Here is a 23,578-nt window from a genome sequence, read left to right on the forward strand (position 1 = left end):
ACTTTTAATTAACCTATTACCCGATCTGTTATACAGATAATTTATGAGTTCAAAATTAATGTAAAAACAGTCGGTATTAAAAATAGATAAAAGGGGAGTGTAGTTACTCTGGACTTTGGCATAGCAGAGCGGAATGGTATAAAGAAAACAAGATTAAGAGGTCTGCTTGATAACAGTCACTTTCTCAATAATAAGCGTTTCTTGGGGTACATCATCATGACCAGCTTTCGAGCAGGTCTTTACCTTCGCCATCCTGTTAACCACATCCATCCCTGAGGTCACTCTACCAAAAACAGCATAGCCCCACCCCTGATTAGTCGTCGCAGTGTGATCTAGGAAGGCGTTATCAGCCAAATTGATGAAAAACTCTCCAGTGGCCGAGTGAGGCGCATCGGTTCGTGCCATCGCCAGCGTACCAATCGTATTTTTTAAACCTCGATTGGCCTCATTAACAATTGCAGCCCGAGTCGGCTTCTCATGCATCTGGGCAGTATAACCGCCACCTTGCACCATAAACCCTTTGATCACCCGATGGAAAATGGTGCCTTCATAAAAGCCATCTTCGCAGTACCTCAAAAAGTTCTTAGATTATACCAATCAATATAAAGATGTGATCGCTCAGCGAGAATTTAGCGCTTCTGAGGCAAGACAACGAGTGAAGAGCATAGTTGTTCTACGTTTAAGCTCGTTAACGCAGAATCAGAACCGCTAAAACTCGCCTGTAAGGAGTGTTTTTGGCTGCCTACTTCTGCGTTGAATAAACTCACAAGGGAATAACCATTCCATCATCCATTCGCCTTGAACTAGTTTGCCAAAAAAACTCTGAGTAGCTCACTTATCTATACTGATTGGTATAACTGGCGCACGCTCAAAATCGAGTGTTATCTCAATCTTGCCTAAGTTAGTCGTAAAAATGATCATAAAAACTCGTTTATCTTATCTCGACCGCTAAAGATCTATGTGGAAAATAGGGACTAAGTATACCTGATAAAAGCGTATGATAGTCACCATAGACATTACTGACATCAGCGACTCAAAGCATGGGAAAAATAGCCATAGTACTAGGTGCAACAGGCGTTGTGGGGCGAGCATTAGTTAACCACTTAGCCCTTAACAACCAAATAGAGGAGGTCATCGCCTTAACTCGCAGACCTGTTGACTACAACCTAGACAAGGTAACAAATAAAGTGGTTGATTTCGAACAGCTCGAGGAGTTTGCCAACGCTTTTAAAGGCGATATTTTTTTCTCCGGCTTATACCAATCAATATAAAGATTTGATCGCTCAGCGAGAATTTAGCGGTTCTGAGGCAAGGCAACGAGTGAAGAGCATAGTTATTCTACGGTTAAGCTCGTTAACGCAGAATCAGCACCGCTAAAACTCGCCTGTAAGGAGTGTTTTTGGCTGCCTACTTCTTCGTTGAATGAACTCACAAGGGAACAACCATTCTATCATCCATTCGCCTTGAATTAGTTTGCCAAAAGACGCTCTGAGTAGATCAACTTCTTATACTGATTGGTATTAAATACCACCTTAAAACTTGCAGGCTCAATCAAGCAGCAACGGCAAGTGGACGTCGAATATCAGTATCGAGCAGCAAAGCTGGCCTTGTCTGGTGGCGTAAACCAGTATCTATTGGTTTCATCCAGCGGCGCAAATCCTGACAGTAATGGCAGCTATTTGAAGATGAAAGGTGAACTTGAGGCCAAAGTCATAGCGCTTAACTTCCCTCAAACCAGCATCATTCAGCCCTCACTGCTCTTAGGTGAACGCGCAGATTTTCGCTTAGGTGAGAAGCTCGCAAGCACCCTACTGCCTGTTATATGTAAACTGCCAGCACTCAGTAAATATCGCCCAATTACAGGCGAACAGGTCGCCTCAAAAATGTGCCATATCGCACTACACCAAACTGCTCATAACAAGCTGCAATATTACCGACTCGATGAGCTATTTAATCTAAATTGAAAGTTAACTCTCACGATTAGTGGTGATATTCACTTTTTGGTGCTCCGCGACTAAGCTCGCAAGTTCATCCTGCTTCGCCGTGATTTGGGAACTGTCTAGAGCGAGTTGCTTTCCCAGTTCACGGGGCAGTTTCATCGGATACTGGCAGCTACCACACACCAATAAGTAATCTGGGGTAAAACGCCAAATGGTAATAAAAAATAGCGAAGCGAGTTCGGTTTCTTTATACAAAACCCACTCTCGATTCACACCACAAAATGAGCAGTGACAACTTATTGGTGGTTCTATTGGCTCATATTTCTTATCCATGCCAGCAAGAAAAAACATCCCTTCCCTCCATCTAATCTCTCTAATAGGACAGCTTATTGTGTATAGAGAGATATGAAAAGACTTTAAATATCTAACTTACCAAGGAGCCTGGCAATCGATAAACCATCATAAAGATACAGTCTACCTCCTTAATTCGCCCTCTCATCATATTGCCCCTTTGGATTTTAGCTCTAGATAAAATGAGAAAAACTACGATTAATTTACCAATATTTATATTCCAATTGATAAATAAGCACTATTAACAAGCCAAATGTAAATAACTTTAGATATTATAGGTAACATGCTTTAATGTGTTCTGTTACAAAAAAATATTAACATACCAAAATAGGGATAGTCCTTGTCATTACCTGAATTCAAAATGACCCAACTACGCCACTTTATTTGGGTTGCAGAGTTAAAAGGCTTTCATGCTGCAGCAAAGAAAGCATGCCGAACTCAGCCTGCAATTTCATTATCAATTCGAGAACTGGAAAACAAGTTAGACACAGCCCTTTTTGAAAAGGAGAATACCAAGAGTACAATATTAACTCCTTTCGGAAAATATTTTTTACCTAAAGCAAAAGAGCTTATTTTTCATCATGATAATCTAGCTCTTGATATGGAGTTAATGTGTGAGCATAAAACCGGGCATTTGCGCCTTGCTTCTGTTCCCTCTATTTCCAGTCGAATGTTACCCGACTTACTATCAAAATTTATTAATGATGTTCCAGAACTTCAGATAAGTTTGTACGATGATAATTCGGAGGCCGTGTTGAAAAAAATTGAAAAACAGCAAGTCGATATTGGTATATCTAGCTTACCCTATAAAAATGAGCATACTGATATTAGATTTACGCCAATATGGAAAGATCAACTCGGAGTTGTATGCCATAAAAACAATCCCCTTGTAAAAAAAACTGAGCTGCACTGGAGAGAACTGCGTAAGCTACAGTTGATTAGAAATGGAACTTCACGCCTACTAGAAGACACGGAAGCAAAACCTTTACTAAATGACTCACAGTTATTCATCTCTACTATGATCTCATTAATTGCAATGCTAGAAGCTGGACTTGGGATCACCACATTGCCTTGGTTCGCCTTCCCTGAGAATAACAAAAAACTACGATTTATCCCGCTTAAAACTCCTACTGTGATGCGTCAAACTGGGATCGTTCAGCTCAAAAATAAATCCTTATCTCCTGCAGCATCGGCTCTAAAAAACTTCATTATAAAAAACATAAATTAATAATCTTCCTTGCATAAAATTAATACCTTAAAAATACTAACTTATAATAAAGTATAATATATATTTGATAGTATAATTACGTTCTTACGCCAGTTAAAAACCACATTTATTAAATTCAAACCTCATATTACCCACACTGTTTGATGAGTAAAACTTATTCAACAATAAGTTTATCTTCAACCAGTCACTATTTACCATTAATAACAACCACCTATAACAAAAGTATCTTTATTTAAAAATATAACCACTCTATATCAATAAATAAAATAAGAGAGTAGTGTAATTAACAGCAAGCTTGCATCTTCATCATTATATTTATTTAAAACACTGTTTTCCGGTGGGGTTAATTGTCACATATACCCGTTACCACTCGGTAAAATATCCAGTTTACATTTAGAATAAGGGTTTATAGATGTTTATACTTTCAAAAAAAATGAAACTATCTCTGGTAGCCATATCGATATTAAATATTCAGAGTGCTTGGGCAAATTCCTATATGCCTCTTGATAGTAACCTTCAAGAAAGTGACTTGAAAAATATAATTAAAACACTAAACACAAAAGAAGCAGACTCAAACTACAAACTGCTATCCCTTACACAAGATATAGAGTTTAACTTTGGAGAGATCACCGAAGAGGGATATCAGAATGCTAAGGCTATATATCACGATGGAAAAATCACGATAAATCCTAATAGAATTAATGATAAAACAGATCTACGCTCAGTAATCATTCATGAAAGTGTACATGCTTTACATCCTGAGCTAACAGAAAACGAAGTTGATATTTTTGCGACAAACTACGCGTTACAAAATAATACCATTTATCACCATCAATACTCGGTAGATCCCATCACTGGCGATGCATTTCGACCGAGTATTCCAAATCCATTTCAAAATAACTTAATTAGGGGGCTCTGTCGTGCTGGTGCAGGTACAGCATTAAGCGCCGCAGGATCATTTGGCCTCATCGGCTTGGGGCAGGATGTTTATAACCATGTCATTGGAGGTTCATCATTAAGTCAGGAGCTATTTAATGCCGCTCAGGGAACTGCTGTACCATTAGCTTGGGCCTTTTTCGATTACACTTTACAAAGAGCCCAGTGGACTCATGGATTCCCAGGTAGCCATGCTGGTGATGGTCAAAGAATCAACGATGCTCTTCGAGCGATGCCCAGAGTCGGCAACATACTTGCAGATACACTGAACTTAGGCCACTTAACCCAAAGAACCTTAAGAGAAGAGCTAGGCCTATTGATGTTTGTCGGTGCCATTGGCACCAATGCCATGATTCAAAAAGTAGCAGATGCAAATAACGCCTCAGCAGCGGCTTGGCCATTGAAAGTCGCTGATACCGCTATATGGGGTGGACTAAATGGCATGGTCGGTGAATTTGCTCGCTATGCTGACGGCGGCACTTACATCTCACTGCCGACTTCGCATCCAGGCTCTCTTATGCCCTACTTAGGTGGACAAAAATGGGCGTTACTATCTAGCTCTATTAACTGTGGTTTGGGGGCATATTTAGGCAACCAAGCTTATGGTTCCTATGCTAAATGGCATCCAGTACCTGCAAATGCCACGACTTCCGAATACGCGAGCAGTTCATATGGTGCAGCAGCCGCGTATATGGGGACTTGGATAGCAACAGATGGTTTATTCAAATACTTCCAATATGCCACAGCCGCAGGTGTTGCAGGCTTCAAAGATGTCGATTGGAATCAAGTTAGGTTGGACGGTATTGAAAGAATTACCACAGCCTTCAGCAGCCAATACGCAGCAGAAAATATTCCAGAAGATCTCGAGTTAGGTTCAATACCAGAAGTATCAACACATATGCGTCGCCGTAGAGACGCGACTCTCAATGCACGTACCGCAAGAACAAGAAGAATGTTCGATGAACTAAAGATCACCAAAAGCGAAGCTATTGCCGCATGGGAACGGGTGATTCAACCACCACTGACGCTAAACAACTTCCAGAAAGTCGATATGGTAAGGCTTAAGCAAGATACGGCGTTCAAAAAAGATCTAAATGGTTTCAACCCTTCCGTTATCCTAGGGAGCAACCCTACACTCAACACGCTTAAAAATAAGGAGTTGGCTCATATAACAAAAGAAGTTGCAACGATTTCAAATGTGATCACACGTAATGACTACACCGATTGGAGACAGTGGTGGAACTACAGCTCTTGGGCACATGGTTGCATAAAAGATGGTGTCATTGAATACGGCCAGTGGTTATCGGATGGCGGTAATATTGATGCCCGTGATTGTGGCTTCGCTACCTATGGAAACGGTATCAACCAAGCGATACGCTTCAATGATGGTTCTGTAGCAATAGGGATCAATGGTAGAACGATTAACTCACTCGAAAACTGGACCATTGGGGCTGTTGGCGGCACAGATTGGAGTGGATATAACGGTTATGCCTTCTTCGATCCTCAAGGACGACCTGCAGCAATGGCCATTAGTAATACAAATTGGGCCGCTTACGGTGCTGGTTTCAGTTTCATCTACAAAAATGGCAAGTGGGAATCTAGAGCTCAGGACAATTGGATCGGAGAGTTTTCAAATAGTAACTCACTTGATTCAAATGCATTTCGTTTTAGGTTCCCTCAATAACCTTAAGCTGAATACTTAGTAAAACAATTTATAGAGAGGCTCTACGAGCCTCTCTACTTATCTCTCAATGACCTATCATCTCCAAGCTAGAGAGCACAAAAATTCGATTGAACGCGTTGATAACTCCCACCTGCTAACTTACTAGTTACTGTACCCAGTGGATAATCTCGTTAGCACCTTTTACTGCAAACTGCCTTTTAATTAAACTTCCTGATGAATCGAAAAGTAGCAGCTCGGCGGGGCCCGCTCGATGAGTAGCGATCAACTGCTCTCCTTCTGGAGTGCCCACTCGGGCGAGAAGAAGGTGAACATTTTCACCAAGATGCACTCGAGCTTCATTCATCTGCTCTGTCTGAGTATGGCTCACAGCCAGATTAGGATCATAGACAAACACCAAGGCTGGCTTGCCAGTACCTATCTCTTCGTGGGTGGCTTTAAACCCCTTTGGCATCATCATTAGCAGCCCTAAAAAAAGCACCACTATGGATAGGACGACACCAAAAGCGATCCAAGGCTTTTTACGACTCGAGTTTGAACTAAGGTTATCCATGACGACACAGCCCTTTTTACTGTTAAATGACGTAATCTAGCCAGTAATTATAATCAAGATACCTGAGGCTAATATTAAATCCTTCAACATAAAGCAGCCGATACCAATATTAACGAAGAACAAAAGTGTACATTATGCTTTTTTCTCTTTTGTCATAGCTCTTTAGGCTCTGCTTCGCTACTTCTAAAGTCTAAAAATCTGCTAGATGAAGAAAAAGATAATATTCAGCGCAATAAGCAACGCCTATAACGCGAGCTTGGCAAAACAACTAGATTTGCAACATTGATCACACCAGTAGAAGCGCTATACAATGCAGCAAAATTTATGTGTTGCTAATGATTTAAGGTGGTACTCGCTTTGCTTAACCAACGCTTTCAAGATGTCAGTCTTAAAGGGGATATATTTGGTGGTGTCACTACCGCCATTATTTCATTACCACTGGCGCTCGCCTTTGGTGTGGCATCTGGAGCGGGTGCAGAAGCGGGGTTATGGGGCGCCATTTTAGTTGGTTTTTTCGCCTCATTATTTGGCGGTTCTTCGACACTCATTTCAGAACCGACTGGCCCTATGACTGTGATCATGACGGCCATTTTGACCACCATGGTGGCCAAATATCCAGAATCTGGTGTCGCCATCTCATTCACTATTGTGATGATGGCAGGGGCATTCCAATTTTTACTGGGCATGCTCAAATTAGGTAAATACGTCACACTGATGCCCTATAGTGTGGTATCTGGTTTTATGTCAGGCATTGGCATCATTTTAATCATCTTACAGTTGTCACCGCTTTTAGGTCATGCTGCGCCTGCAGGTGGGGTGATGGGCACACTTAGCGCACTACCAGAAACCTTACTCAACCTTGACTTTAAAGAGCTTTTCTTAGGAATATTAACCTTAGTCACCCTGTTTTTATTTCCGCAAAAATACCGCAAATACGTGCCAGCGCAGCTGGTAGCATTAATAAGTGTGACGTTATTGTCAGTCATCATTTTTGAGAGTGACAGCATCCGCCGAATTGGCGAAATTCCAGCAGGCCTCCCCTCTTTAGTTATCCCACATATTAATAGTGAAATTTTCACAACCATGATTATCGACGCCATAGTGCTCGGCACATTGGGTTGTATTGATACCTTGCTTACTGCCGTGATTGGTGACTCATTAACACGTAAAGAGCACGACTCAGATACCGAGCTACGCGGTCAAGGCTTAGCAAACATGTTAGCAGGTTTGTTTGGCGCGCTACCTGGTGCAGGTGCCACCATGGGAACAGTCACTAACATCCAAGTGGGGGCGCGATCGCCAGTCTCAGGCATCACTCGCGCACTCGTACTGGCCTTAGTGGTATTAGTGGCCGGTGGATTAACCGAACCCATTCCAATGGCAGTTCTGGCTGGTATTGCTATGTATGTAGGCTTTAATATTTTGGATTGGAGTTTTATTCAACGCGCTCATAAAGTCAGTGTTGCTGGCATGGCAATCATGTATGGCGTCATGCTGCTTACGGTATTTGTCGACCTGATTGTCGCAGTGGGTTTAGGGGTGTTTATTTCAAACATCATTATTATTGAACGTCTTAGCCGCGAACAAGCTCGTCAAGTCAAAGCCATCAGCGATGCAGACCAAGACACAGTACCACTGACCCAAAGTGAGAGCGATCTACTGGATCAAGCTAAAGGCAAAGTGCTGTTCTTTTACTTGTCTGGCCCCATGATTTTCAGTGTTTCAAAAGCGATATCTCGTCAGCATAATAGCATCAGTGAATATGAGGCGATGATTTTAGATTTAACAGACGTGCCTATGATAGATGTCACGGTGGGCTTAGCATTAGAAAATGCCATCAAAGATGCACAAGACACAAATTGTGAAGTATTTTTATTGTGTCCAAACCAACAAACGCAAAAGCAGTTAAATAAATTCCATGTGATTGACTCGCTACCACAGCAGAACATCTTCTTATTCCGCTATGAAGCATTACAAGCTGCACTTAACCACGTGGGGCCGAGTCAACAACCTCAGTCCTAAGAAAATAATACAGACCAATTTCGCGATTAAAAAAGCCCCGACACCTTGAGATATCGGGGCTTTATACCAATCACTATAAAGGTAAATGCTGACGGTTAAGCCAAAAGTGCGCATTACTCCAGCGATTTTCAAGGTGATAAACATGGCTGCGATTACGTTGATAATCGCCATACTGGCTCTTTACCTGCTGTGAAAACCTTAACTGGCTATTTTCCCTATTTTCAAACCAGCTCAACACCTTTTCACCTGCCTGCAGCCCGTGACTAAGCCCCTTATATATCCCCTGAGCCGCAATCGGATCAAAACTCGCAACCGCATCACCAATCGCCATCCAATTACAGCCCTCTGCTGCTGGTAGAACACCAGAGCGAATACAATAAGTGTGATAAGTGGATTGCTCTAGATCCAGCTTGGCAAGGCTAGGCCCTATGAGCGTGGTGCTTTGCAGTAGATCATTAAATCCCTGAAACTCAGCTTCTCTAAGAGTGGCGAGATGCTTTTTCTCGGTCACGACCATGCTCACCACTTTTTCCGCTGGCAGGAGTGCGTGATAGCACCAGCCGTGCTCAAAGGCCTCTAACTGGATCTGTTTCGAGCCTCTACCATGGGCTAAAGTAGAAAAACGTACGGTGGCAAAAAGCTCATCATCGACAGATTTATTAATATCCAACTTCCCAGCAAAACTGGCAGTTGACCCAGTGGCATCGATAACAAACCTCGCCTGAACATTACACTCTTTATCTTCCGACTTTTTAACTAAACGTAGAATGAATCCTTCCGACTCATCACTATGTTTTTGCGCATCGATAAAGCGCGTAGACCAAGATATTTGAGCACCACATAACTCAGCCCTATCGGCTAACATTTTATCAAAAGCTTGACGATTGAGGCGCCAAGCCGGTCCCTGAGGATTGACAATAAAATCATTATAGCCAGGTGTATCACGCCCCCAAACCGAGGCGTACCCAGGACAAGTCTGATGGCCACCACGATAAAACTCCTTAGCAACCCCTAGCTGTTTTAATAGCAGCACAGTCTCAGGAGGACAGTTTTCACCGACTCTAACTTCCCCTTTATTCTGCCTATCTACCAGCAGGACCGATGCATTAGTCTTAGTTCGAATAGCGATGGCCGCCGCCAAACCAGCGGGGCCACCTCCCAAGATAACCACATCATATTTTGTATTTATCATGAGGCTACCAGCTCTATTTATGTGAACACTTTCGCTTTGCTTTTGGTTGATTAGCATTAAATGGCCATGCTGGTACCGGATCCGTTGCATCACCAGATCTGCTAAGTTGGCTCTGCACTTCAAGGTAGAGCTCAGAAGAGAACTTTTGTGTACCTATCTCCACGTTAGAGCCCTGAATAATGAAGCCTATCTTATGCCAGTCATTAACTGACTGTAATGGATCTTGAAAGGTGGCTGCCGCGGCAGGGTTTATCGCGTAGGTTCCCGGTCCTCGAATAGACCACTGCTGTTTCGGCAGTACATTATTAAACACCTCCTCTGCAACATAGACCGCATCAGGACGCTGTGCAGGCCATGACCAGTACAAGGTCGATTCTGCGCCGTTGCTTTTATTCACCCCATCGGTATTAATTGCTGTGGCGTGAATAGAGCAAGAGTTGTAATCCGTCTGCCAAGGGGTTGCCATGAACTTAGAGATATCACCTGGTTGCAGCCCATCTCTCATGTCGTGCAGAGGGATCCAGCCACTAGTGAGATAGGGGATATCTTTCTGTAGATTGTTATACCCTAATACTGCAGCATCATGTTTGATTCGAAATGGTCCAGAACCTGACTCTTTCCAATCCTGAATATAGATCTCCCTATCCATAATGGTATAGCTCACCTCAATACCCGGCACGTAGCGACCACCAAGACAGTTTGCCATTGACGCCATATCAATTCGCTCACCGGCAGAGAGCTTACTCTCGTCCCCTTTAGTGAACTGGCCTTTACTCCACTGCTCCAACATAAAGTACTGAGTTTTAGTGACCGTCATAAAGGACGTCCCTGCGGCACCTAAAGATAGAGGCATCAATGGGGCACCTATATTTGTTTCATCCTTATTGGGGTTCCTCACAAAATTGAGCGCCGCCATAATGGTTTCATTTGGGTCGTTCTGCTCTGTAATATTCATGACAGCACTGTGAGCATGCAATGCCATAGGTGGCAAGTTAGCAGTCCAACGCTGCAGATCGCAGGCGATAAAAATAGGTTTAATATCTTCGGCAAAGTTTGGCTTGTAACTCTCTTTATAACTGCCTTCTGACTCACCACTTTTTTTGCAGTAGAGGTTATCTTGTAAGCTTAAATCTCTCACAAACATGTCATAAACATCATCCCACACTGAGACAACATTACGTATCTGCGGCGCATAAGCGGGATCCCCACAGACTACCCAGGCACCGAACGCCTCTTCGGTGCTACCATCATCAAAGACAAGCGTGACATTAACGGGACCGTCGGCGGCAGAATCAAACCAGCCAACATTATTAAGATCGCCAGTCATCTGTATCGGCACACCATACTCATCATATTGGCCCACTGCATTACCTGTACTAGGCAAAACCAGCAAACGCCCCTGATCATCGGTGAGCATCTCACCTAAGGTATTTAATGGACCATTAGGCTCATAAAGCTCATCATTATAATCTTCAGGAAAGCGGATCGGATAATTAGGTAGCGGCTCTATCTGGGCACAGCCTTTGACACACGAAGCTTTTGTGCAGCGACTAAAACTGGCCGTTTCATTGCTTGAGGCACGAATAGCCCTTGGTCCGGCATCAATCATCAAGACATTAAGTCGTGAAGGGTCATCTATCTCCCCATGCACTTCAGGGTTACGCAACTGCGGAACTTTGCCATCGGCATAAGCCTTAATTCCCTTGTTATTAACCACGTTATAGACCGCAGCCTTTTTATTGGCTAGGTGACTTGACCAGACTAGGTCTGTCACTGTGCGGCCATCAGGTAACTTGGTACCGATAGTTACCTCAATATCAGCCCCTTTACTGTCTTTAAGGCCGTTGTTATCGGGGTAAGTGGCCTCACTCTGTTTTTCGTAGGCATAGATACGAAAACGGGCAGCTTGCTTCTTTAAGTTACCGTCTTCATCACGCAGATCTTTACTGGTGATAGGCGTGTTATCAGTTCCCTCTTTAATAGGAAGACCACCGGTTACATTGCTCTCCTTTTGAGGCAGTCCAGCACTGGTTTCGGGCGAAAGAATATACTCCTCACTGGTACCAAAGCGAGCAAAATTAACGGTTGGGTGTACCCTAAATACGATATTGTTCATTGCAGCCTCCCTTAAAGTTGATTAGTTTTGCTGTACTTAGGTGTGACCCCATGTTTCCAGCAGTTAGTAATAGCAGCACCTACGCCAGCCATTACAGGGAAGAAGTTTTGCGGATTATCACCATTAAACAGAGCTTGAAGTAGTTTGGTTAATTCACCAAATTGCTGAATAAGGATCTGCTCTAATTTTTTATCCTCCTCTGTATAGTCACAGGGATCTTTAACAGAATAGGTTTCAGGGAGTTTGCCGCTCTCTTTGATCTGCCTAAACTTTTCAAAGTGATCAATCTCAGGCTCTATGTCGTCGGCTGTATTTTGAAATACTACCGGTACCTCTATGCCATCTTTACACTGTCCCTCCCCTTGGTCGGTAATAAGCTCAATTAACAGATCCACTTGATTAATACCTAACTCTCCAGACTCAGTGATCGTCATATTAGGCATGTTGCGATAAAATGCAGAGAAGGCATCCACCTGCCTTACTCCGCCTTTTATGTCACTCTTTAACGCCTTAGCTCCAAAACTCAGCGCTCGATAAAATGCGCCAATACTGCTGTATTGATCAATTATCGTCTCTAGAATCAGCTCCTCATCTGTTACCCCATAATCTGGCAACTCCACTAGGCACATCCCATTAACGCGCTCAACATCAAGTGGCCCAATATCAAAACTATGGTTCATATATGGCTCAGTAATTGATGAAGGGTTAAAGCTCATGTTGAGGTGTGGAATTTTGTTCTTTTCATAAGTTGGAGGTGTAATTTTTGGTGACAACCCATATGCGTTAGCAATATTAGCTGCACTCTGCAGGTGCAACATCTCTTGATTAATAACAGTTCTAATAAGCTGATATGCGTCCGAGCTACGATCTTTAATCGAGTACATGGCTGACATGTAATAGGGGATAGTCCAAAGCTCTAAATCTACAGCACCTTGTAAGTGAGTATTAAAGTGTGCTGTAGCCCAATCTAAGTGTTCTTGTTTCATGAGACTCCATCTCTATATTTAAGGACACTAAAAAAGCACGACTTATCATTTATAATCCAATACCATTTACAACAAGCTTTAATACTTAAATGAGATCTAAGTTCAAACTCTCTCAGCGCCACTGATAGCGGTGTAAAAATACTAGAGCCCCTAGGATCAAAAAAGTATTACATCGCATTACACCCAAGATCTGTTTATGAACAAAACCACACACTTGTTACTCCTAACACTTACCTGTACGACTTGAATTCAGGTTATCCTCCACTAAAAAACCGACACAGACACAGCCGCATCAGAGTTAAAAACTTGTTAACGGCGAGCCTAAAGGTATAATTCGCTACAAAACAGAACTAATTTAGAATTCATTAAAAAATACAACGATAGAAATGAGGTAGCTTTGAAAACAGAAACTAAAAAAAACATCACTCATTTCTCACTGATATTTATGGCATTTATGTTGTTACAACCGATAATGTCATTGCTGTTTCAACTACCTCAATCTCTTTATGTCTTCAAGGCTATTGGTGAAACATTCGAAATTAACAGCTTAGATAGTTACGGCAGAGAGATCGCAATTATTACCAACCTCAGCGCCATAATCCTTATCTATCCCCTTAAAACTCGAAAGCTAGGTCTCAAGTTAGCAGCCATACTCTTTAGTGTCGCTATCATTGGTCATGGCATAATAGGAGTACAACTGCCGACTTATGGGGAAGCGGTCACCAGTTCAATGGGGATGATTCAGACAGGGGATCATTGGAATGCAATAGGTGAAGCAAGAAGGAACGGTTTTTCAAGATTTGAAGTGTTACTAGAACCATCAGGTTACACCCTATTCGTCCCAAAAGGGTACGACAAGGGCTTATCATTTATCCTCTATCTGCTTGCATTGGGACTAACCGCACTACAGCTAAAGTGGCACTCTAAAGTCACTACCCCAAAACGTGAAAAACCTAGTCCCTTTACTGATTCAAAATCGCAGCCAGATTAAGAAAGTAAAAGCAGCCACCCACAATAAATCAATTGTGGGTGGCCTTATTTATTATTGTGGGTGGCCCTATTTATTTCTATTGGAGCCTCCCTTCTACAATCAATCGAGAATTAGACTGGTTGAGGATATGTCGTAAAAGACAGATGAATCAGGAGCAACACCAGAAAGTTCAGATATGAAATCATTCAAGTCATCATTAGTTTTGAAGCACAATTTGATTTTATTCATTTTTATATGAAAGCTAATATCGTACCTACAACGGTCTAAGAATGACTCATAGCCAATATCATTTCCTACGACTAAATATACAATTCGTTTAGCTTTCAGAACATACAACTCTTGTCTTTCACCAAAAACCAAACCAAAATCTGACTTCCAATAATTACAAAGCAATATCTCTCTATACAGCATGCAGCAAAAAAACAGACATATAATCAAACTACGAATATCGTCATAATAAACCGTGAATACAGAAACAATTAATAGCAAAACGAATGAAAACCATAACAAATAGCGCAGAGACAATCTTCTATAATCCGCCTCTTCGCATCTAACTCGATCTTCGTATAGATAATAACTACGTTTCACTGATCCCAGTGCTGTATACCTAAGAGAAACTACTAAAATAACAAACGAAAAAATAATTGGAGGCAATTCGTATACGGAAGGTGTGTCAAACATCATTAAAGAGAAAAGAATGACAAACAAAAAAGGCCCTATAGCTGACTTCCCCCATAACAAGAGCAGCGATTCGCCATTTCTACCACCTAAGTACTCCCAAGTTTTTACTGGTTTAAATTCTAAATTTTTTTTATACATAAAAACCACTATTTAAAGCTCATCAAAAAAATAAGACATCCACTATCCCCTGAAGTTTCGCTCAATAAGACTCTTTAAAATCACGCCGAACATCAGCAATTACATTAAGTTCAAGAGCCCATGCCACTCTCCACATTAGCTTTGACTACGGTCAGACGGCAAAAAAGGAGTTACGGCACAGGCAAGATAAAAGTCAGTGAACAGATAAGGAATTCGCCACCATCCAATTAGGTGCGAGAAATAAAACAGTGTCATCGACAGGTAAGACACTGACATGTCGCGCACGCTGAAAGTAAACAGGCGCTTATTCTTATTGGCCCGAAAATCACGCCACAGCTTATCCCGCTTTTCCTGAAAGTATGCACTGGTGGCAACTGGTTCATAATTGTTTGCGAAGTTATTGTCATCCCCGTTCATATATCTGAGCATCAGCCTCCACTCATCCGCCACAAACATGCTCAACTTGAACTCTGAGGTATAGAAGGTGTGCAGTGTTTGAGATTCACTGTCGTACCATGCAAGGCAAAAAGACATTCCCGGCATATCAATGCGACTGCTCCCTATCACCCCGCGTATTCTTCGAGGTCGTAAGTAAGGTACTACGTCACCCCAATCAATTTCAACAGGCTCGGCTCGGGAAGAAGCCTTAAACACCAGCTTTTGACGTTTGCGATAAAAAGAGACAGTGGTCCGTCGCCGACGCCTGAAAATGTAATAGCACAAACCACCACAGAGCAATAAAAAAGAGGCACTGCTAAATAAGGTCACCGCCTGCCAAATAAACTCCGGCTCATATGGGTCATACGGATCATAGCTCAGCGCAATCATGCTGATCCATGCCAGCGTCATGAAACATACAATACGAACCCACAAACCGATACTATGGTCGATTTCCGAGGAGCCTATATCCATATATTCGACATTCTGACTGAGCACACACTTAAATGGGAAGTTGCGCTCTTCAGGTGTTAAACCCGCCTCGCCCCGGCGAACAAACCCGATCTCAGTCTTGCCCAATATCGCTTTTTCTCCCTCCCTGGGCGCCTCCGCCAACTTATCAGAGGTCAGCATCCAACACCCCGAGCCTTATATTCCACATACCTATAACCTTTACAATTCCTATGTCAAATACAGTCACACAAACTAGCCTATTCCAGTCCTTGAAGCTATTACTCCCTCGGCTAAAAAACCGACTTCATTGTACAATATTCAGGCTCTATAGCCTTCAGCAATTGAAGTAAAAGAATAAATACACCAGCCATAATTTATCACAGCACAGTTAACCGAAAAATATCGAGTAAAATCAAAGTATCGAGTCATAGATTGAGATAGCATAAACGTCATATAAAAACGAAAAAGGGTATCAGCCATGGAAAGGGGCACACTAGTTCGATGGAACGACGAGAAAGGCTTTGGCTTTATTAAGCCTGAAACAGGTAATGGTAAAGATGTATTTATCCATATCTCAGCTCTAAAGCACATGGCAAGAAAGCCCGTGATCGGGGATGGGATCCTGTTTTTAACTGAACAGCAAACTGATGGAAAAATAAAAGCTATCAAGGCCAACATCGAAGGCGTTGCAGTTATCGCCTCAACGTCCAGACACCAAGCCCGCACTACTCATAACAGTAGAAGTCACAACAGTAAGAGTCACAATAGACACAGCCGCCAATCCAAATCATCCAGTGTCATTCTAATACCACTACTTGCCATACTCGCACTCGGTATCTACGGCTATAAAAGATTTGAAGCGCTAACAGCTCAATCAAATACACAAACACATTCCACCAATGAACCTTCACAACAACCTGCAGCGAAAATAGAATGGATTCAGCCTAAAGAGACCTTCCACTGTGAAGCAGGAAAGCTACACTGCAGCCAAATGCGCTCATGCACCGAAGCAAAGTTCTACAACCGAAACTGCCCTGGCACAAAAATGGACGGTGATGGTGACGGCATCCCCTGCGAAATACAACATTGCGGGTATTAGCGATAAACGAGGTCAGGGGAAAACTTCTCTGACCCTGATGAATCCTGCCAATAACCAAAGCTTAGTAGGAGGATGAAAAACGCACAATTTATTGTGCGTGGCCCTATTTATTTTCTATTTATTTTTTTAAGCCTCCCTGCGGCTAAGGGTTATGGATTACGCTCCCAGTAGCTATATGAAACTGGATCGCTTAAATGGTTAATTCTCTCTGTAAAACGCATTATCCGAGGTACCGAGTTTCAGGCTTTGACCTGAGTCGTCTACCTCGTAACTAAGATGACTAATATCCATTGATTTATCCTGTTTAAACACTATTTCTTTTGTACTTTCATTTTGAACTATCACCTGGCCGACCCAATTGTCGAGATACATGACAGAGTCAGTCTCATTGACCGAAGAAATGACCATAAAAGGTTCGTGGTAAATACGATAGTAACCCGATTCAGCCAGGGTTATATCCATATCCCTTTCTACGAAACCCTTATCGGCAATTTGATAATAAATTAACTGACATCCAGACGTGAATTCATAGAAAATCTTTTGGCCTCCACGATTAAATTCTCGGGCCCAGGTACCAACCAGATGTTTTGGGATCTGCGTACCATCAGAACAGGCGTTGACTGATGAATCTGAACTCCCCCCGCCACAGCCAACCAAAATAAGCAAAGACACTAAGATAATTTGGGAAAGAGCGAGCTTCATTTTACATCTCCTTATGACTTAACTGACCAGCAACTACCGCAATCACAAAAGCCTGACTAAAAAATGCTCTACATAGAGCTTCCGCATCATCCAATACGAAATATTCAACCTCATACGCGGAAGCATTCGATAGCTCCTTTGACACTTGGCATTTGAATAGTTTGAGATCACAAGGTAACCCTGGCGTGTAAGCCTGGTCTACCTTGCAGGAATGAAGGGCTGTCACAGCCAATTGTTATGTGGACACTATTTGCGCCCCATGATTCGGAGTATTCTCAAAAACAGGTTAATGATATCCATGTAAAGCGCTGCCGCGCTATCCACTGCGTTGTCCAGTGTCTTGGGTATCTGATTTGCTCGCCCCCAATCATAGCCAATGTAACCACAGAATATGATAACCACCGCCCAGTCTATCCATCCCTGATGAATACCGAGTACGAAGATTTGAAAGAGCTCAACCACTATTACAGCTATCAATGCAATGGTTAATACACCGACGATTTTTTGAAAGAAAGCCGGGAACAGTGTTCCGAGGAACATCATGATGCCTGTAACCAGACCCGTAACCATAATCGCATCCAGAACTAACGATGGGTCATAGTTGGAGACAACGATATTGATAATCAAGCCAAAAGGAACAACAACAAAGTTGTAACCGATAAAACTTACCAATGGGTTTGATGATTTGCTGAATAAGTAAATCCCAAAGAAACAACTCGCAAAATAGCCAATAAAAAACACCCAGGGGTTGATAGATTGAATTGACTCAACGGAAATATACCCAACCATCAGCCAGTTAACCAAAAAGCCCCAACACAGCACTGCACCTATCGTAAAATTGTACAAGCTTGGGCTGATTTCCTGCTCTCCGTTGCTGGTACGTTCAAAGACATTCGATTCCATCATTTTTAATCTCTCCTTTCCCTATTCTTACAAAGCTGACCACAGGTGCATGAGGTCCGCTATAAACCTATGTTAGCTGCGTTCACTGGTACCACTCTAATATGTCAGTGGCACGCTGTTTAATTTTGGCGACATCTTCGATTTGAGATTCTATGCCCAGTCTTTCAATAGACTCAATTCGCTCTAAGGTGTATTGAGCGACGTCAATCATGACTTCTTCAGCCGAGCCCTGATTTGACACCTTACGGTCAATACTATTGAGCAGCTCGTCTAAAACGCTTAATTCTGCCCTTCCCACTGTGACTGATTGTTCTACGGAGAACTCAGCCAAAGTCAAAAGCGCCTCCCTATATTCCTCGCTAGCCTGGGCTATCTGAGCTTGCATATAGATGACTGAAGACAAAAAGCCGGTGAAAATACCCAAAGCGAGAATACTGAAAGTCTTTAAAATTTTCATTTGATGCATCCATGTAAAAAGAGCCAGTGATCATCTTGTTGGAGTTACCAGTAGGATTGAAACACTCGAACGCCTCTCCCCGTATCAGCCATGTTTGTGGTCTCGCGGCAGAAAGGGCGTAACGGCGAGAACTTTAAAGCCACCCATAATAAATCAATAACATAGCGCTAACTGAACAAGCTTTCAACTTAGCCTGCCATTAAAGTTGTCAACTCGTCGATCTCACTGCCACTTAATCTGCTTTCGGCCAGTTAATGTGGTTATTTATCGGAAAAATAATGAATTTCAGGCAGGGCTAGTTAGCTCAACCTATTGAAGAAAATTGAATTAAATGAGGAGTGATGTATGTGGGGGGAAGTTAAGTTACACCTGACGATTAACCATCTTCAAGATACTTGCAACACTTTGCAAAGTGTCGTCGACGCTTTTGAAGGTGCTCACAAAAAGATGTTAATTCTTGCGTGTTCCCAACAGGGCCGTGAAACAGTTCACCAAACTCTGAGGTGAGCTTTATCCAGTTGTCCGATGAAATATTCAACTGCGTCAGTATCTTTGTGCTGTTAGCAGAGATAGAGCCTCGCTTATCATTACGGATTATTCTACCCGTTTCATCTACCAACTCTAAGTAGTCTTTTAGGGCAAAATTGATGCCTTTAGGTTGATTAAGCCGCTCATCCCCAATAAAGGGCAGTAATTGAGTGGATTGCTCACCCTTCAACGCAGCATTTACTCTAAGTTGTATACTCGTGTGGTCTGAACTCTCAAGCGTATCAGCCATTTGAGCTCGAATAGGGTTGAGCTCAACATAAGCCATACAGGCCAGCACCGCCGCTTCATCAAGCAGAGCCTGACTCTTAAACCTTCCCTCCCAGAATCGGCCTGTACACTTGTCCTCCTTATTTGCCATACGAGCAATTGGCTCATTAAGACACCTCATAAACCAAGATATATCACATAAGCGTGAGCGGTAAATGGCAACAAGGTGTTTTAACTTAGCCACTTGATACTCTTCTATCACTTCACCCTTAGCAAACCTTTGAGTCAACTCGGTACCGTTAAACAGTTGATGCCACTGTTCTACTACTTCTCTATCCGTCCAACGATTCGCTAACTCTATATCTATCTGTAATACCAAATGAAGATGATTAGACATCACCGCATAAGCCGCTACATCAATAGCAAAAATATCACCTAATTTGAGTAGCAGAGACTCAACCCAAGCACGTCTATAATCATAATTCTTTCCCGTAAGCTCATCATTTCCAAATAGAAAGGCACGGCGTGCCACTCTTGAGCAACAATGGTACCAAGACGTGTCTTCAATGCTCATTTGTGTTCTTCTGGGGCGGGGCATATTAACCTCCTACTGCTACCAATAACCAAAGCTTAGTAGGCGGATGAAAAACGCACAATTTATTGTGGGTGGCCCTGTTTATTCTTATATTTTTATTAGCGCTCATCTTTTTCATAGTACATTCTTCTACAAGAAATCCTGCTAAATCCTCAAGTTCTTTTTTGTATTTATGAGTATACGCTTCAACCTTGGCCGTATTATTTTCTATATATTCAGATTCAACAGTTGAGGCGCAACCAGTTAGAAGGCTAGTAATAATGAGTATTTTTAGTAAGTTTTGCATAAGTTCCCTTTAAAATATAACGCCGCAATAAAAGGCAGCGGTACGCTGTCCTATTTGATTGCCTTGTTAGCATTTTTTTATGTTTCAATAACTATTGCCTCGGATAGTTCTTTACCTACTGGCGGCTCATAATAGGATTCTGTATGTTCGTACATTGCCAGAGTTACCTCAAGCGAATAAGTTTCACCTTGTACTATGTTTCGATCAAATACTCTTTTTCTTCGTATATCTTCCGGTGCTGTAATGTAATGCAATTGGAAGTTGACGTTATTGTCAGATGCTTTCTTTCGTATCGCATCTCTTTGCGTTTCATTAGCAGCAGCCCCGTCTAATACTATGCTAATGCCGTTATCAAGTAGTTGCTGGCATACAAGCCAAATTTGGCCACGACATCGTTGATACTTCTCGGTTGCCCATTCACCTACGATTTGCATTGGTTGATTAAGCAAACCCTCTGGTGCGTCGGGGACGAATAATTTACTGAGCCAATCATCTTCAGAGAATAGAATGGAACTCTCTTTTATTGAAAGGTCTTTTGCGTATGTTGTTTTACCGGCACCGATTGGACCGGAAACTAAATGGATCATCTATCCTCCTAGATGCTAACGCCCTGTTAACAGGCAATAAAATAGTTGGTTAAAATAGGCGACGAAGGAGCAAAAATCAACTGTTTTTTGTCCTTGTTTAACAGCTTGTTATGCATTTTTTCTTAAATAGAGCCTAGATGCTATATATGACGCAACTAAAGTCTCAACCAAGGCCATAGGTAAAACTATTACCAGATACGACCAACTCGAAAGATTCATATTTGCCATGCCAACCCAAAATAATACAAAGAAAAAGCACCACGACATGACGCCACTAATAACGATTGATTTAGTATTGTTGCCAAATACCTGAGCGCACAGCCAAAATAAAAATACATATAAAGCCGTAAGTAATGTGTCCCACAAGCCCCAAATAGTAAAAATGCCCCAATTCATATCAGCAACATTTGGAACAACAGATAAATAGCTATGCATTTCCGGTCTTACAAACAGGAAGTATCTAAACACTTCAGAAGCGTTAACCCACAGACTTACAATAACTGTAATTATTATGAAATCTTTTACTAGAAGTTCTTTATTCATTTTTCTTGATTACCTAATAGATGCATAACGCCTGCATAACACGTTTGCTACTATGCAGATCAAGCTCAAATTTACCACTTAACACGGTAAACTCAAAGAAACCTAGAATGCCGAATGTAGCAAATCGTGTTGATGCATTTGTTATATGCGTTCTTAAAGTCAGCTAAGTTACTTATATCAAAGCTGACCTGAAAAGCATCATTTACCCAACTATTTAGAATATTCCATCAACTCAACTGGAGCGCCGTTTACTTCAATAAAGGCAACAATTAAGCCTTCACTTGGTGAATTAGGTTCAATTATGACTTTCTTTCCTTTAATTTCAGCCATTAAGTCATCAACTTCAAAAGCCGCGTGAGGAACAGTTTTCACCAATTCAGGATATGGAGCATCAGCCCAAAAACGCTGCCACTGGATCCCATAAGGATTATTCTGATGGTCAGATACTGTCATTTTCAAATGAGGTAAATCTATTTCACCATCGAACCGTTCTATTGTTGGTATACCTAAATGATTGAACTTCATTGAATATCCTTATTATTTCCACTTCAAGCATATAACGCCCGCCTAACACGCAATGTGTTGGCATGGCTTTTTGCGTTGTTTGCCAAAACCATGACAACTAATCATTGTCGGAGTTTAGGCGCTTGTTAGATAACCAATTTTTGCACCAATGTAGAAAAGGAATCAAACCTAAATAGATACTAAGGCAACCTGTGGAAATGATGAAGATGATGCAAAACCAAAACATAAATGGGTCTTCAGTCTTGGAGAATTCAAAAGCTCTAAAACTTGTAGAGTCTTCATTTGCCTGCCATTTGGCATAAGCTATACAAGCACCACCAAATATTAACTGCATAAAGTTTGAAAATTTAAACCAGTACTCATCTACTTCATATTTAAATTCAGTCTTATCTTGCTTAGTCAATGCAACTCATTTCCTTATGGTTATCTAACGCCGTTTTAAGCGGCGAGTAATTGTTTGCTAAAATGTGAAACGAAGTGGAACCGAGCAAACAGTTACGAGTCCGTTCTTCAAAACCTTGTTATGTTTACCTTACCCAATTTTGAATAATTGAGGCAAATAAGATCACACATATACCCAGTAAGATTGAATAGAAGGGCATTTTGTAACGTCTTGCTGTACGACCATCCCCAGCAAGAGTAAACATATTTACCAGTTTAGATTTGATACTAATTTCTTTGTTTTCAAGAGAATTGTTATTAAAAACTTTATGAACTTTCCAGTTAATAAATTTGCCACCGTAGCATTGCGTATCTTCAACTAACTCTTCAAGCGCTTGGGAAATGGAGTTTTCGTCGAATTTCACTAACTTAGTCACCCTAAGATGAAACCTCCCATTATCCAGTTGTTTTATAGACGGTTCATAATGGGAAATACGCTCATAGTGTTTGCGAAATCCGCCCCTTAAAGATGGAAGAGATTGAAACTCAAAAACAAACATTATAGTTTGTTGAGAACCTACTTTAAATTCCAATATCCTTTCCTTCTGAATACGATTAAGGCATACACCCAGCTAGAGGTAAACATAACGCCACATTAAGCGGCTATTTATAGTTGGCTAAAATAGTGAGGCACGAACAAAAGCCAACTGTAAATTGTCCGTTTGAATGCCTTGTTAGGGATATTACTCCAACAAAGCCTCTTTAGTTTCAATGAGTAAGCGAGCAACTTCAAGTGCCTTTTTGCTATTTGCTGACATTCCCATTGAGCCTGACTCTACTTTAACTAAATAAGCTGACACTTCATGGTCTTTAGAATCGTTCATTAACAGTTTAAAAACCTGAGGCAAATAAGATTGGTATTCATCACGAGCCATTGGTATGTCACAAACACCGATAGGATCCCAAAGATAAAATAGGATTTCATCAACTCGGCGACAAAGTTCTTTTTCCGAAGTGCTGAGTTTATTATTCATATAT

At 41.7% G+C, this 23,578-nt stretch carries 25 protein-coding genes and 1 pseudogene; 7 read left to right on the plus strand and 19 right to left on the minus strand.

Annotation, left to right across the window (positions count from 1 at the left end; all coding sequences use genetic code 11):
• Positions 1 to 153: 153 nt before the first annotated feature.
• Positions 154 to 588 (minus strand): annotated as a pseudogene (locus tag SWOO_RS21960) (peptidylprolyl isomerase); the annotation flags it as partial.
• Between the two features lie 452 nt (positions 589 to 1,040).
• Here SWOO_RS21960 and SWOO_RS21965 point away from each other — a divergent pair.
• Together SWOO_RS21965 and SWOO_RS21970 are read left to right on the plus strand one after the other, a co-directional pair.
• The gene (locus tag SWOO_RS21965) at positions 1,041 to 1,271 is read left to right on the plus strand and encodes an NAD-dependent epimerase/dehydratase family protein (protein ID WP_041417827.1); all 231 of its coding nucleotides are present in this window, start codon (positions 1,041 to 1,043) and stop codon (positions 1,269 to 1,271) included.
• 297 nt (positions 1,272 to 1,568) lie between these two features.
• Positions 1,569 to 1,964, plus strand: coding sequence for a Rossmann-fold NAD(P)-binding domain-containing protein (locus SWOO_RS21970; RefSeq protein ID WP_229377261.1), 396 nt, complete (start codon positions 1,569 to 1,571; stop codon positions 1,962 to 1,964).
• Between the two features lie 3 nt (positions 1,965 to 1,967).
• Here SWOO_RS21970 and SWOO_RS21975 read toward each other — a convergent pair whose 3' ends face one another.
• Positions 1,968 to 2,291: a zinc-ribbon domain-containing protein gene (locus tag SWOO_RS21975; protein ID WP_012326866.1), complete on the minus strand. Its 324-nt coding sequence runs from the start codon at positions 2,289 to 2,291 to the stop codon at positions 1,968 to 1,970.
• 340 nt (positions 2,292 to 2,631) lie between these two features.
• On the opposite strand from SWOO_RS21975, the gene SWOO_RS21980 reads away from it, so the two are divergent.
• Complete coding sequence (locus tag SWOO_RS21980; RefSeq protein ID WP_012326867.1) at positions 2,632 to 3,519, plus strand: LysR family transcriptional regulator; 888 nt, start codon at positions 2,632 to 2,634, stop codon at positions 3,517 to 3,519.
• 529 nt (positions 3,520 to 4,048) lie between these two features.
• On the plus strand, positions 4,049 to 6,139 hold the full coding sequence (locus SWOO_RS21985; protein WP_220388002.1) for a hypothetical protein: 2,091 nt from the start codon (positions 4,049 to 4,051) through the stop codon (positions 6,137 to 6,139).
• A gap of 145 nt (positions 6,140 to 6,284) precedes the next feature.
• On the opposite strand, the gene SWOO_RS21990 is transcribed toward SWOO_RS21985, so the two are convergent.
• On the minus strand, positions 6,285 to 6,689 hold the full coding sequence (locus SWOO_RS21990) for a hypothetical protein (RefSeq protein ID WP_012326869.1): 405 nt from the start codon (positions 6,687 to 6,689) through the stop codon (positions 6,285 to 6,287).
• Between the two features lie 357 nt (positions 6,690 to 7,046).
• Here SWOO_RS21990 and SWOO_RS21995 point away from each other — a divergent pair, with 357 nt between their 5' ends.
• Positions 7,047 to 8,711 carry a SulP family inorganic anion transporter gene (locus SWOO_RS21995; RefSeq protein WP_012326870.1) on the plus strand — a complete coding sequence of 555 codons (1,665 nt, stop codon included), beginning with the start codon at positions 7,047 to 7,049 and terminating at the stop codon, positions 8,709 to 8,711.
• A 73-nt stretch (positions 8,712 to 8,784) separates the two neighbouring features.
• On the opposite strand, the gene SWOO_RS22000 is transcribed toward SWOO_RS21995, so the two are convergent.
• Genes SWOO_RS22000 through SWOO_RS22010 form a run of 3 tightly spaced genes read right to left on the minus strand, consistent with a single transcriptional unit; the run spans position 8,785 to position 13,005 of the window.
• The gene (locus SWOO_RS22000; RefSeq protein WP_012326871.1) at positions 8,785 to 9,903 is read right to left on the minus strand and encodes an NAD(P)/FAD-dependent oxidoreductase; all 1,119 of its coding nucleotides are present in this window, start codon (positions 9,901 to 9,903) and stop codon (positions 8,785 to 8,787) included.
• Between the two features lie 13 nt (positions 9,904 to 9,916).
• Complete coding sequence (locus SWOO_RS22005; protein WP_012326872.1) at positions 9,917 to 12,019, minus strand: LodA/GoxA family CTQ-dependent oxidase; 2,103 nt, start codon at positions 12,017 to 12,019, stop codon at positions 9,917 to 9,919.
• 11 nt (positions 12,020 to 12,030) lie between these two features.
• Positions 12,031 to 13,005: a ferritin-like domain-containing protein gene (locus SWOO_RS22010; RefSeq protein WP_012326873.1), complete on the minus strand. Its 975-nt coding sequence runs from the start codon at positions 13,003 to 13,005 to the stop codon at positions 12,031 to 12,033.
• A gap of 397 nt (positions 13,006 to 13,402) precedes the next feature.
• On the opposite strand from SWOO_RS22010, the gene SWOO_RS22015 reads away from it, so the two are divergent.
• A complete protein-coding gene (locus SWOO_RS22015; protein ID WP_041417829.1) occupies positions 13,403 to 13,996 on the plus strand; it encodes a hypothetical protein in 594 nt (197 codons plus the stop codon).
• A gap of 99 nt (positions 13,997 to 14,095) precedes the next feature.
• On the opposite strand, the gene SWOO_RS22020 is transcribed toward SWOO_RS22015, so the two are convergent.
• Positions 14,096 to 14,815 carry a hypothetical protein gene (locus tag SWOO_RS22020; protein ID WP_012326875.1) on the minus strand — a complete coding sequence of 240 codons (720 nt, stop codon included), beginning with the start codon at positions 14,813 to 14,815 and terminating at the stop codon, positions 14,096 to 14,098.
• Positions 14,816 to 14,950: 135 nt separating this feature from the next.
• Complete coding sequence (locus SWOO_RS22025; RefSeq protein WP_012326876.1) at positions 14,951 to 15,886, minus strand: hypothetical protein; 936 nt, start codon at positions 15,884 to 15,886, stop codon at positions 14,951 to 14,953.
• Positions 15,887 to 16,184: 298 nt separating this feature from the next.
• Here SWOO_RS22025 and SWOO_RS22030 point away from each other — a divergent pair, with 298 nt between their 5' ends.
• Positions 16,185 to 16,805 (plus strand): excalibur calcium-binding domain-containing protein, encoded by a 621-nt coding sequence (locus SWOO_RS22030; RefSeq protein WP_012326877.1) that lies wholly within the window; start codon positions 16,185 to 16,187, stop codon positions 16,803 to 16,805.
• A 198-nt stretch (positions 16,806 to 17,003) separates the two neighbouring features.
• Here the strand turns inward: SWOO_RS22030 and SWOO_RS22035 are convergent, their stop codons facing one another.
• The 11 genes from SWOO_RS22035 to SWOO_RS22090 all read right to left on the minus strand — a co-directional run bounded on the left by SWOO_RS22035 (position 17,004) and on the right by SWOO_RS22090 (position 23,574).
• Positions 17,004 to 17,507 (minus strand): hypothetical protein, encoded by a 504-nt coding sequence (locus tag SWOO_RS22035; RefSeq protein ID WP_012326878.1) that lies wholly within the window; start codon positions 17,505 to 17,507, stop codon positions 17,004 to 17,006.
• A gap of 246 nt (positions 17,508 to 17,753) precedes the next feature.
• Positions 17,754 to 18,413: a Bax inhibitor-1 family protein gene (locus tag SWOO_RS22045; RefSeq protein ID WP_012326879.1), complete on the minus strand. Its 660-nt coding sequence runs from the start codon at positions 18,411 to 18,413 to the stop codon at positions 17,754 to 17,756.
• Between the two features lie 79 nt (positions 18,414 to 18,492).
• On the minus strand, positions 18,493 to 18,867 hold the full coding sequence (locus tag SWOO_RS22050) for a hypothetical protein (RefSeq protein WP_012326880.1): 375 nt from the start codon (positions 18,865 to 18,867) through the stop codon (positions 18,493 to 18,495).
• A gap of 376 nt (positions 18,868 to 19,243) precedes the next feature.
• Complete coding sequence (locus SWOO_RS22055) at positions 19,244 to 20,221, minus strand: transposase (protein ID WP_012326881.1); 978 nt, start codon at positions 20,219 to 20,221, stop codon at positions 19,244 to 19,246.
• A gap of 1 nt (position 20,222) precedes the next feature.
• On the minus strand, positions 20,223 to 20,504 hold the full coding sequence (locus SWOO_RS22060) for a hypothetical protein (RefSeq protein ID WP_041417831.1): 282 nt from the start codon (positions 20,502 to 20,504) through the stop codon (positions 20,223 to 20,225).
• 77 nt (positions 20,505 to 20,581) lie between these two features.
• Entirely contained in the window at positions 20,582 to 21,091 is a 510-nt protein-coding gene (locus SWOO_RS22065; RefSeq protein WP_012326882.1) for an AAA family ATPase, read from the minus strand.
• A 108-nt stretch (positions 21,092 to 21,199) separates the two neighbouring features.
• A complete protein-coding gene (locus SWOO_RS22070; protein WP_012326883.1) occupies positions 21,200 to 21,634 on the minus strand; it encodes a hypothetical protein in 435 nt (144 codons plus the stop codon).
• Positions 21,635 to 21,844: 210 nt separating this feature from the next.
• Entirely contained in the window at positions 21,845 to 22,159 is a 315-nt protein-coding gene (locus tag SWOO_RS22075; protein WP_012326884.1) for a hypothetical protein, read from the minus strand.
• A gap of 97 nt (positions 22,160 to 22,256) precedes the next feature.
• Entirely contained in the window at positions 22,257 to 22,562 is a 306-nt protein-coding gene (locus SWOO_RS22080; protein ID WP_012326885.1) for a hypothetical protein, read from the minus strand.
• Between the two features lie 124 nt (positions 22,563 to 22,686).
• Entirely contained in the window at positions 22,687 to 23,133 is a 447-nt protein-coding gene (locus SWOO_RS22085; protein ID WP_012326886.1) for a hypothetical protein, read from the minus strand.
• Positions 23,134 to 23,283: 150 nt separating this feature from the next.
• The gene (locus SWOO_RS22090; protein ID WP_012326887.1) at positions 23,284 to 23,574 is read right to left on the minus strand and encodes a hypothetical protein; all 291 of its coding nucleotides are present in this window, start codon (positions 23,572 to 23,574) and stop codon (positions 23,284 to 23,286) included.
• Positions 23,575 to 23,578: the final 4 nt, after the last annotated feature.

Origin of the sequence: Shewanella woodyi ATCC 51908 (assembly GCF_000019525.1) — a bacterium.
Taxonomy (GTDB): Bacteria; Pseudomonadota; Gammaproteobacteria; order Enterobacterales; family Shewanellaceae; genus Shewanella; species Shewanella woodyi.

Coding starts and splice junctions, on each gene's coding strand:
- SWOO_RS21965 (WP_041417827.1), top strand. CDS start 1,041: ATGGGAAAAATAGCCATAGTACTAGGTGCAACAGGCGTTGTGGGGCGA.
- SWOO_RS21975 (WP_012326866.1), bottom strand. CDS start 2,291: ATGTTTTTTCTTGCTGGCATGGATAAGAAATATGAGCCAATAGAACCA.
- SWOO_RS21990 (WP_012326869.1), bottom strand. CDS start 6,689: ATGGATAACCTTAGTTCAAACTCGAGTCGTAAAAAGCCTTGGATCGCT.
- SWOO_RS22000 (WP_012326871.1), bottom strand. CDS start 9,903: ATGATAAATACAAAATATGATGTGGTTATCTTGGGAGGTGGCCCCGCT.
- SWOO_RS22005 (WP_012326872.1), bottom strand. CDS start 12,019: ATGAACAATATCGTATTTAGGGTACACCCAACCGTTAATTTTGCTCGC.
- SWOO_RS22010 (WP_012326873.1), bottom strand. CDS start 13,005: ATGAAACAAGAACACTTAGATTGGGCTACAGCACACTTTAATACTCAC.
- SWOO_RS22020 (WP_012326875.1), bottom strand. CDS start 14,815: ATGTATAAAAAAAATTTAGAATTTAAACCAGTAAAAACTTGGGAGTAC.
- SWOO_RS22025 (WP_012326876.1), bottom strand. CDS start 15,886: ATGCTGACCTCTGATAAGTTGGCGGAGGCGCCCAGGGAGGGAGAAAAA.
- SWOO_RS22030 (WP_012326877.1), top strand. CDS start 16,185: ATGGAAAGGGGCACACTAGTTCGATGGAACGACGAGAAAGGCTTTGGC.
- SWOO_RS22035 (WP_012326878.1), bottom strand. CDS start 17,507: ATGAAGCTCGCTCTTTCCCAAATTATCTTAGTGTCTTTGCTTATTTTG.
- SWOO_RS22045 (WP_012326879.1), bottom strand. CDS start 18,413: ATGATGGAATCGAATGTCTTTGAACGTACCAGCAACGGAGAGCAGGAA.
- SWOO_RS22050 (WP_012326880.1), bottom strand. CDS start 18,867: ATGAAAATTTTAAAGACTTTCAGTATTCTCGCTTTGGGTATTTTCACC.
- SWOO_RS22055 (WP_012326881.1), bottom strand. CDS start 20,221: ATGCCCCGCCCCAGAAGAACACAAATGAGCATTGAAGACACGTCTTGG.
- SWOO_RS22060 (WP_041417831.1), bottom strand. CDS start 20,504: ATGCAAAACTTACTAAAAATACTCATTATTACTAGCCTTCTAACTGGT.
- SWOO_RS22065 (WP_012326882.1), bottom strand. CDS start 21,091: ATGATCCATTTAGTTTCCGGTCCAATCGGTGCCGGTAAAACAACATAC.
- SWOO_RS22070 (WP_012326883.1), bottom strand. CDS start 21,634: ATGAATAAAGAACTTCTAGTAAAAGATTTCATAATAATTACAGTTATT.
- SWOO_RS22075 (WP_012326884.1), bottom strand. CDS start 22,159: ATGAAGTTCAATCATTTAGGTATACCAACAATAGAACGGTTCGATGGT.
- SWOO_RS22090 (WP_012326887.1), bottom strand. CDS start 23,574: ATGAATAATAAACTCAGCACTTCGGAAAAAGAACTTTGTCGCCGAGTT.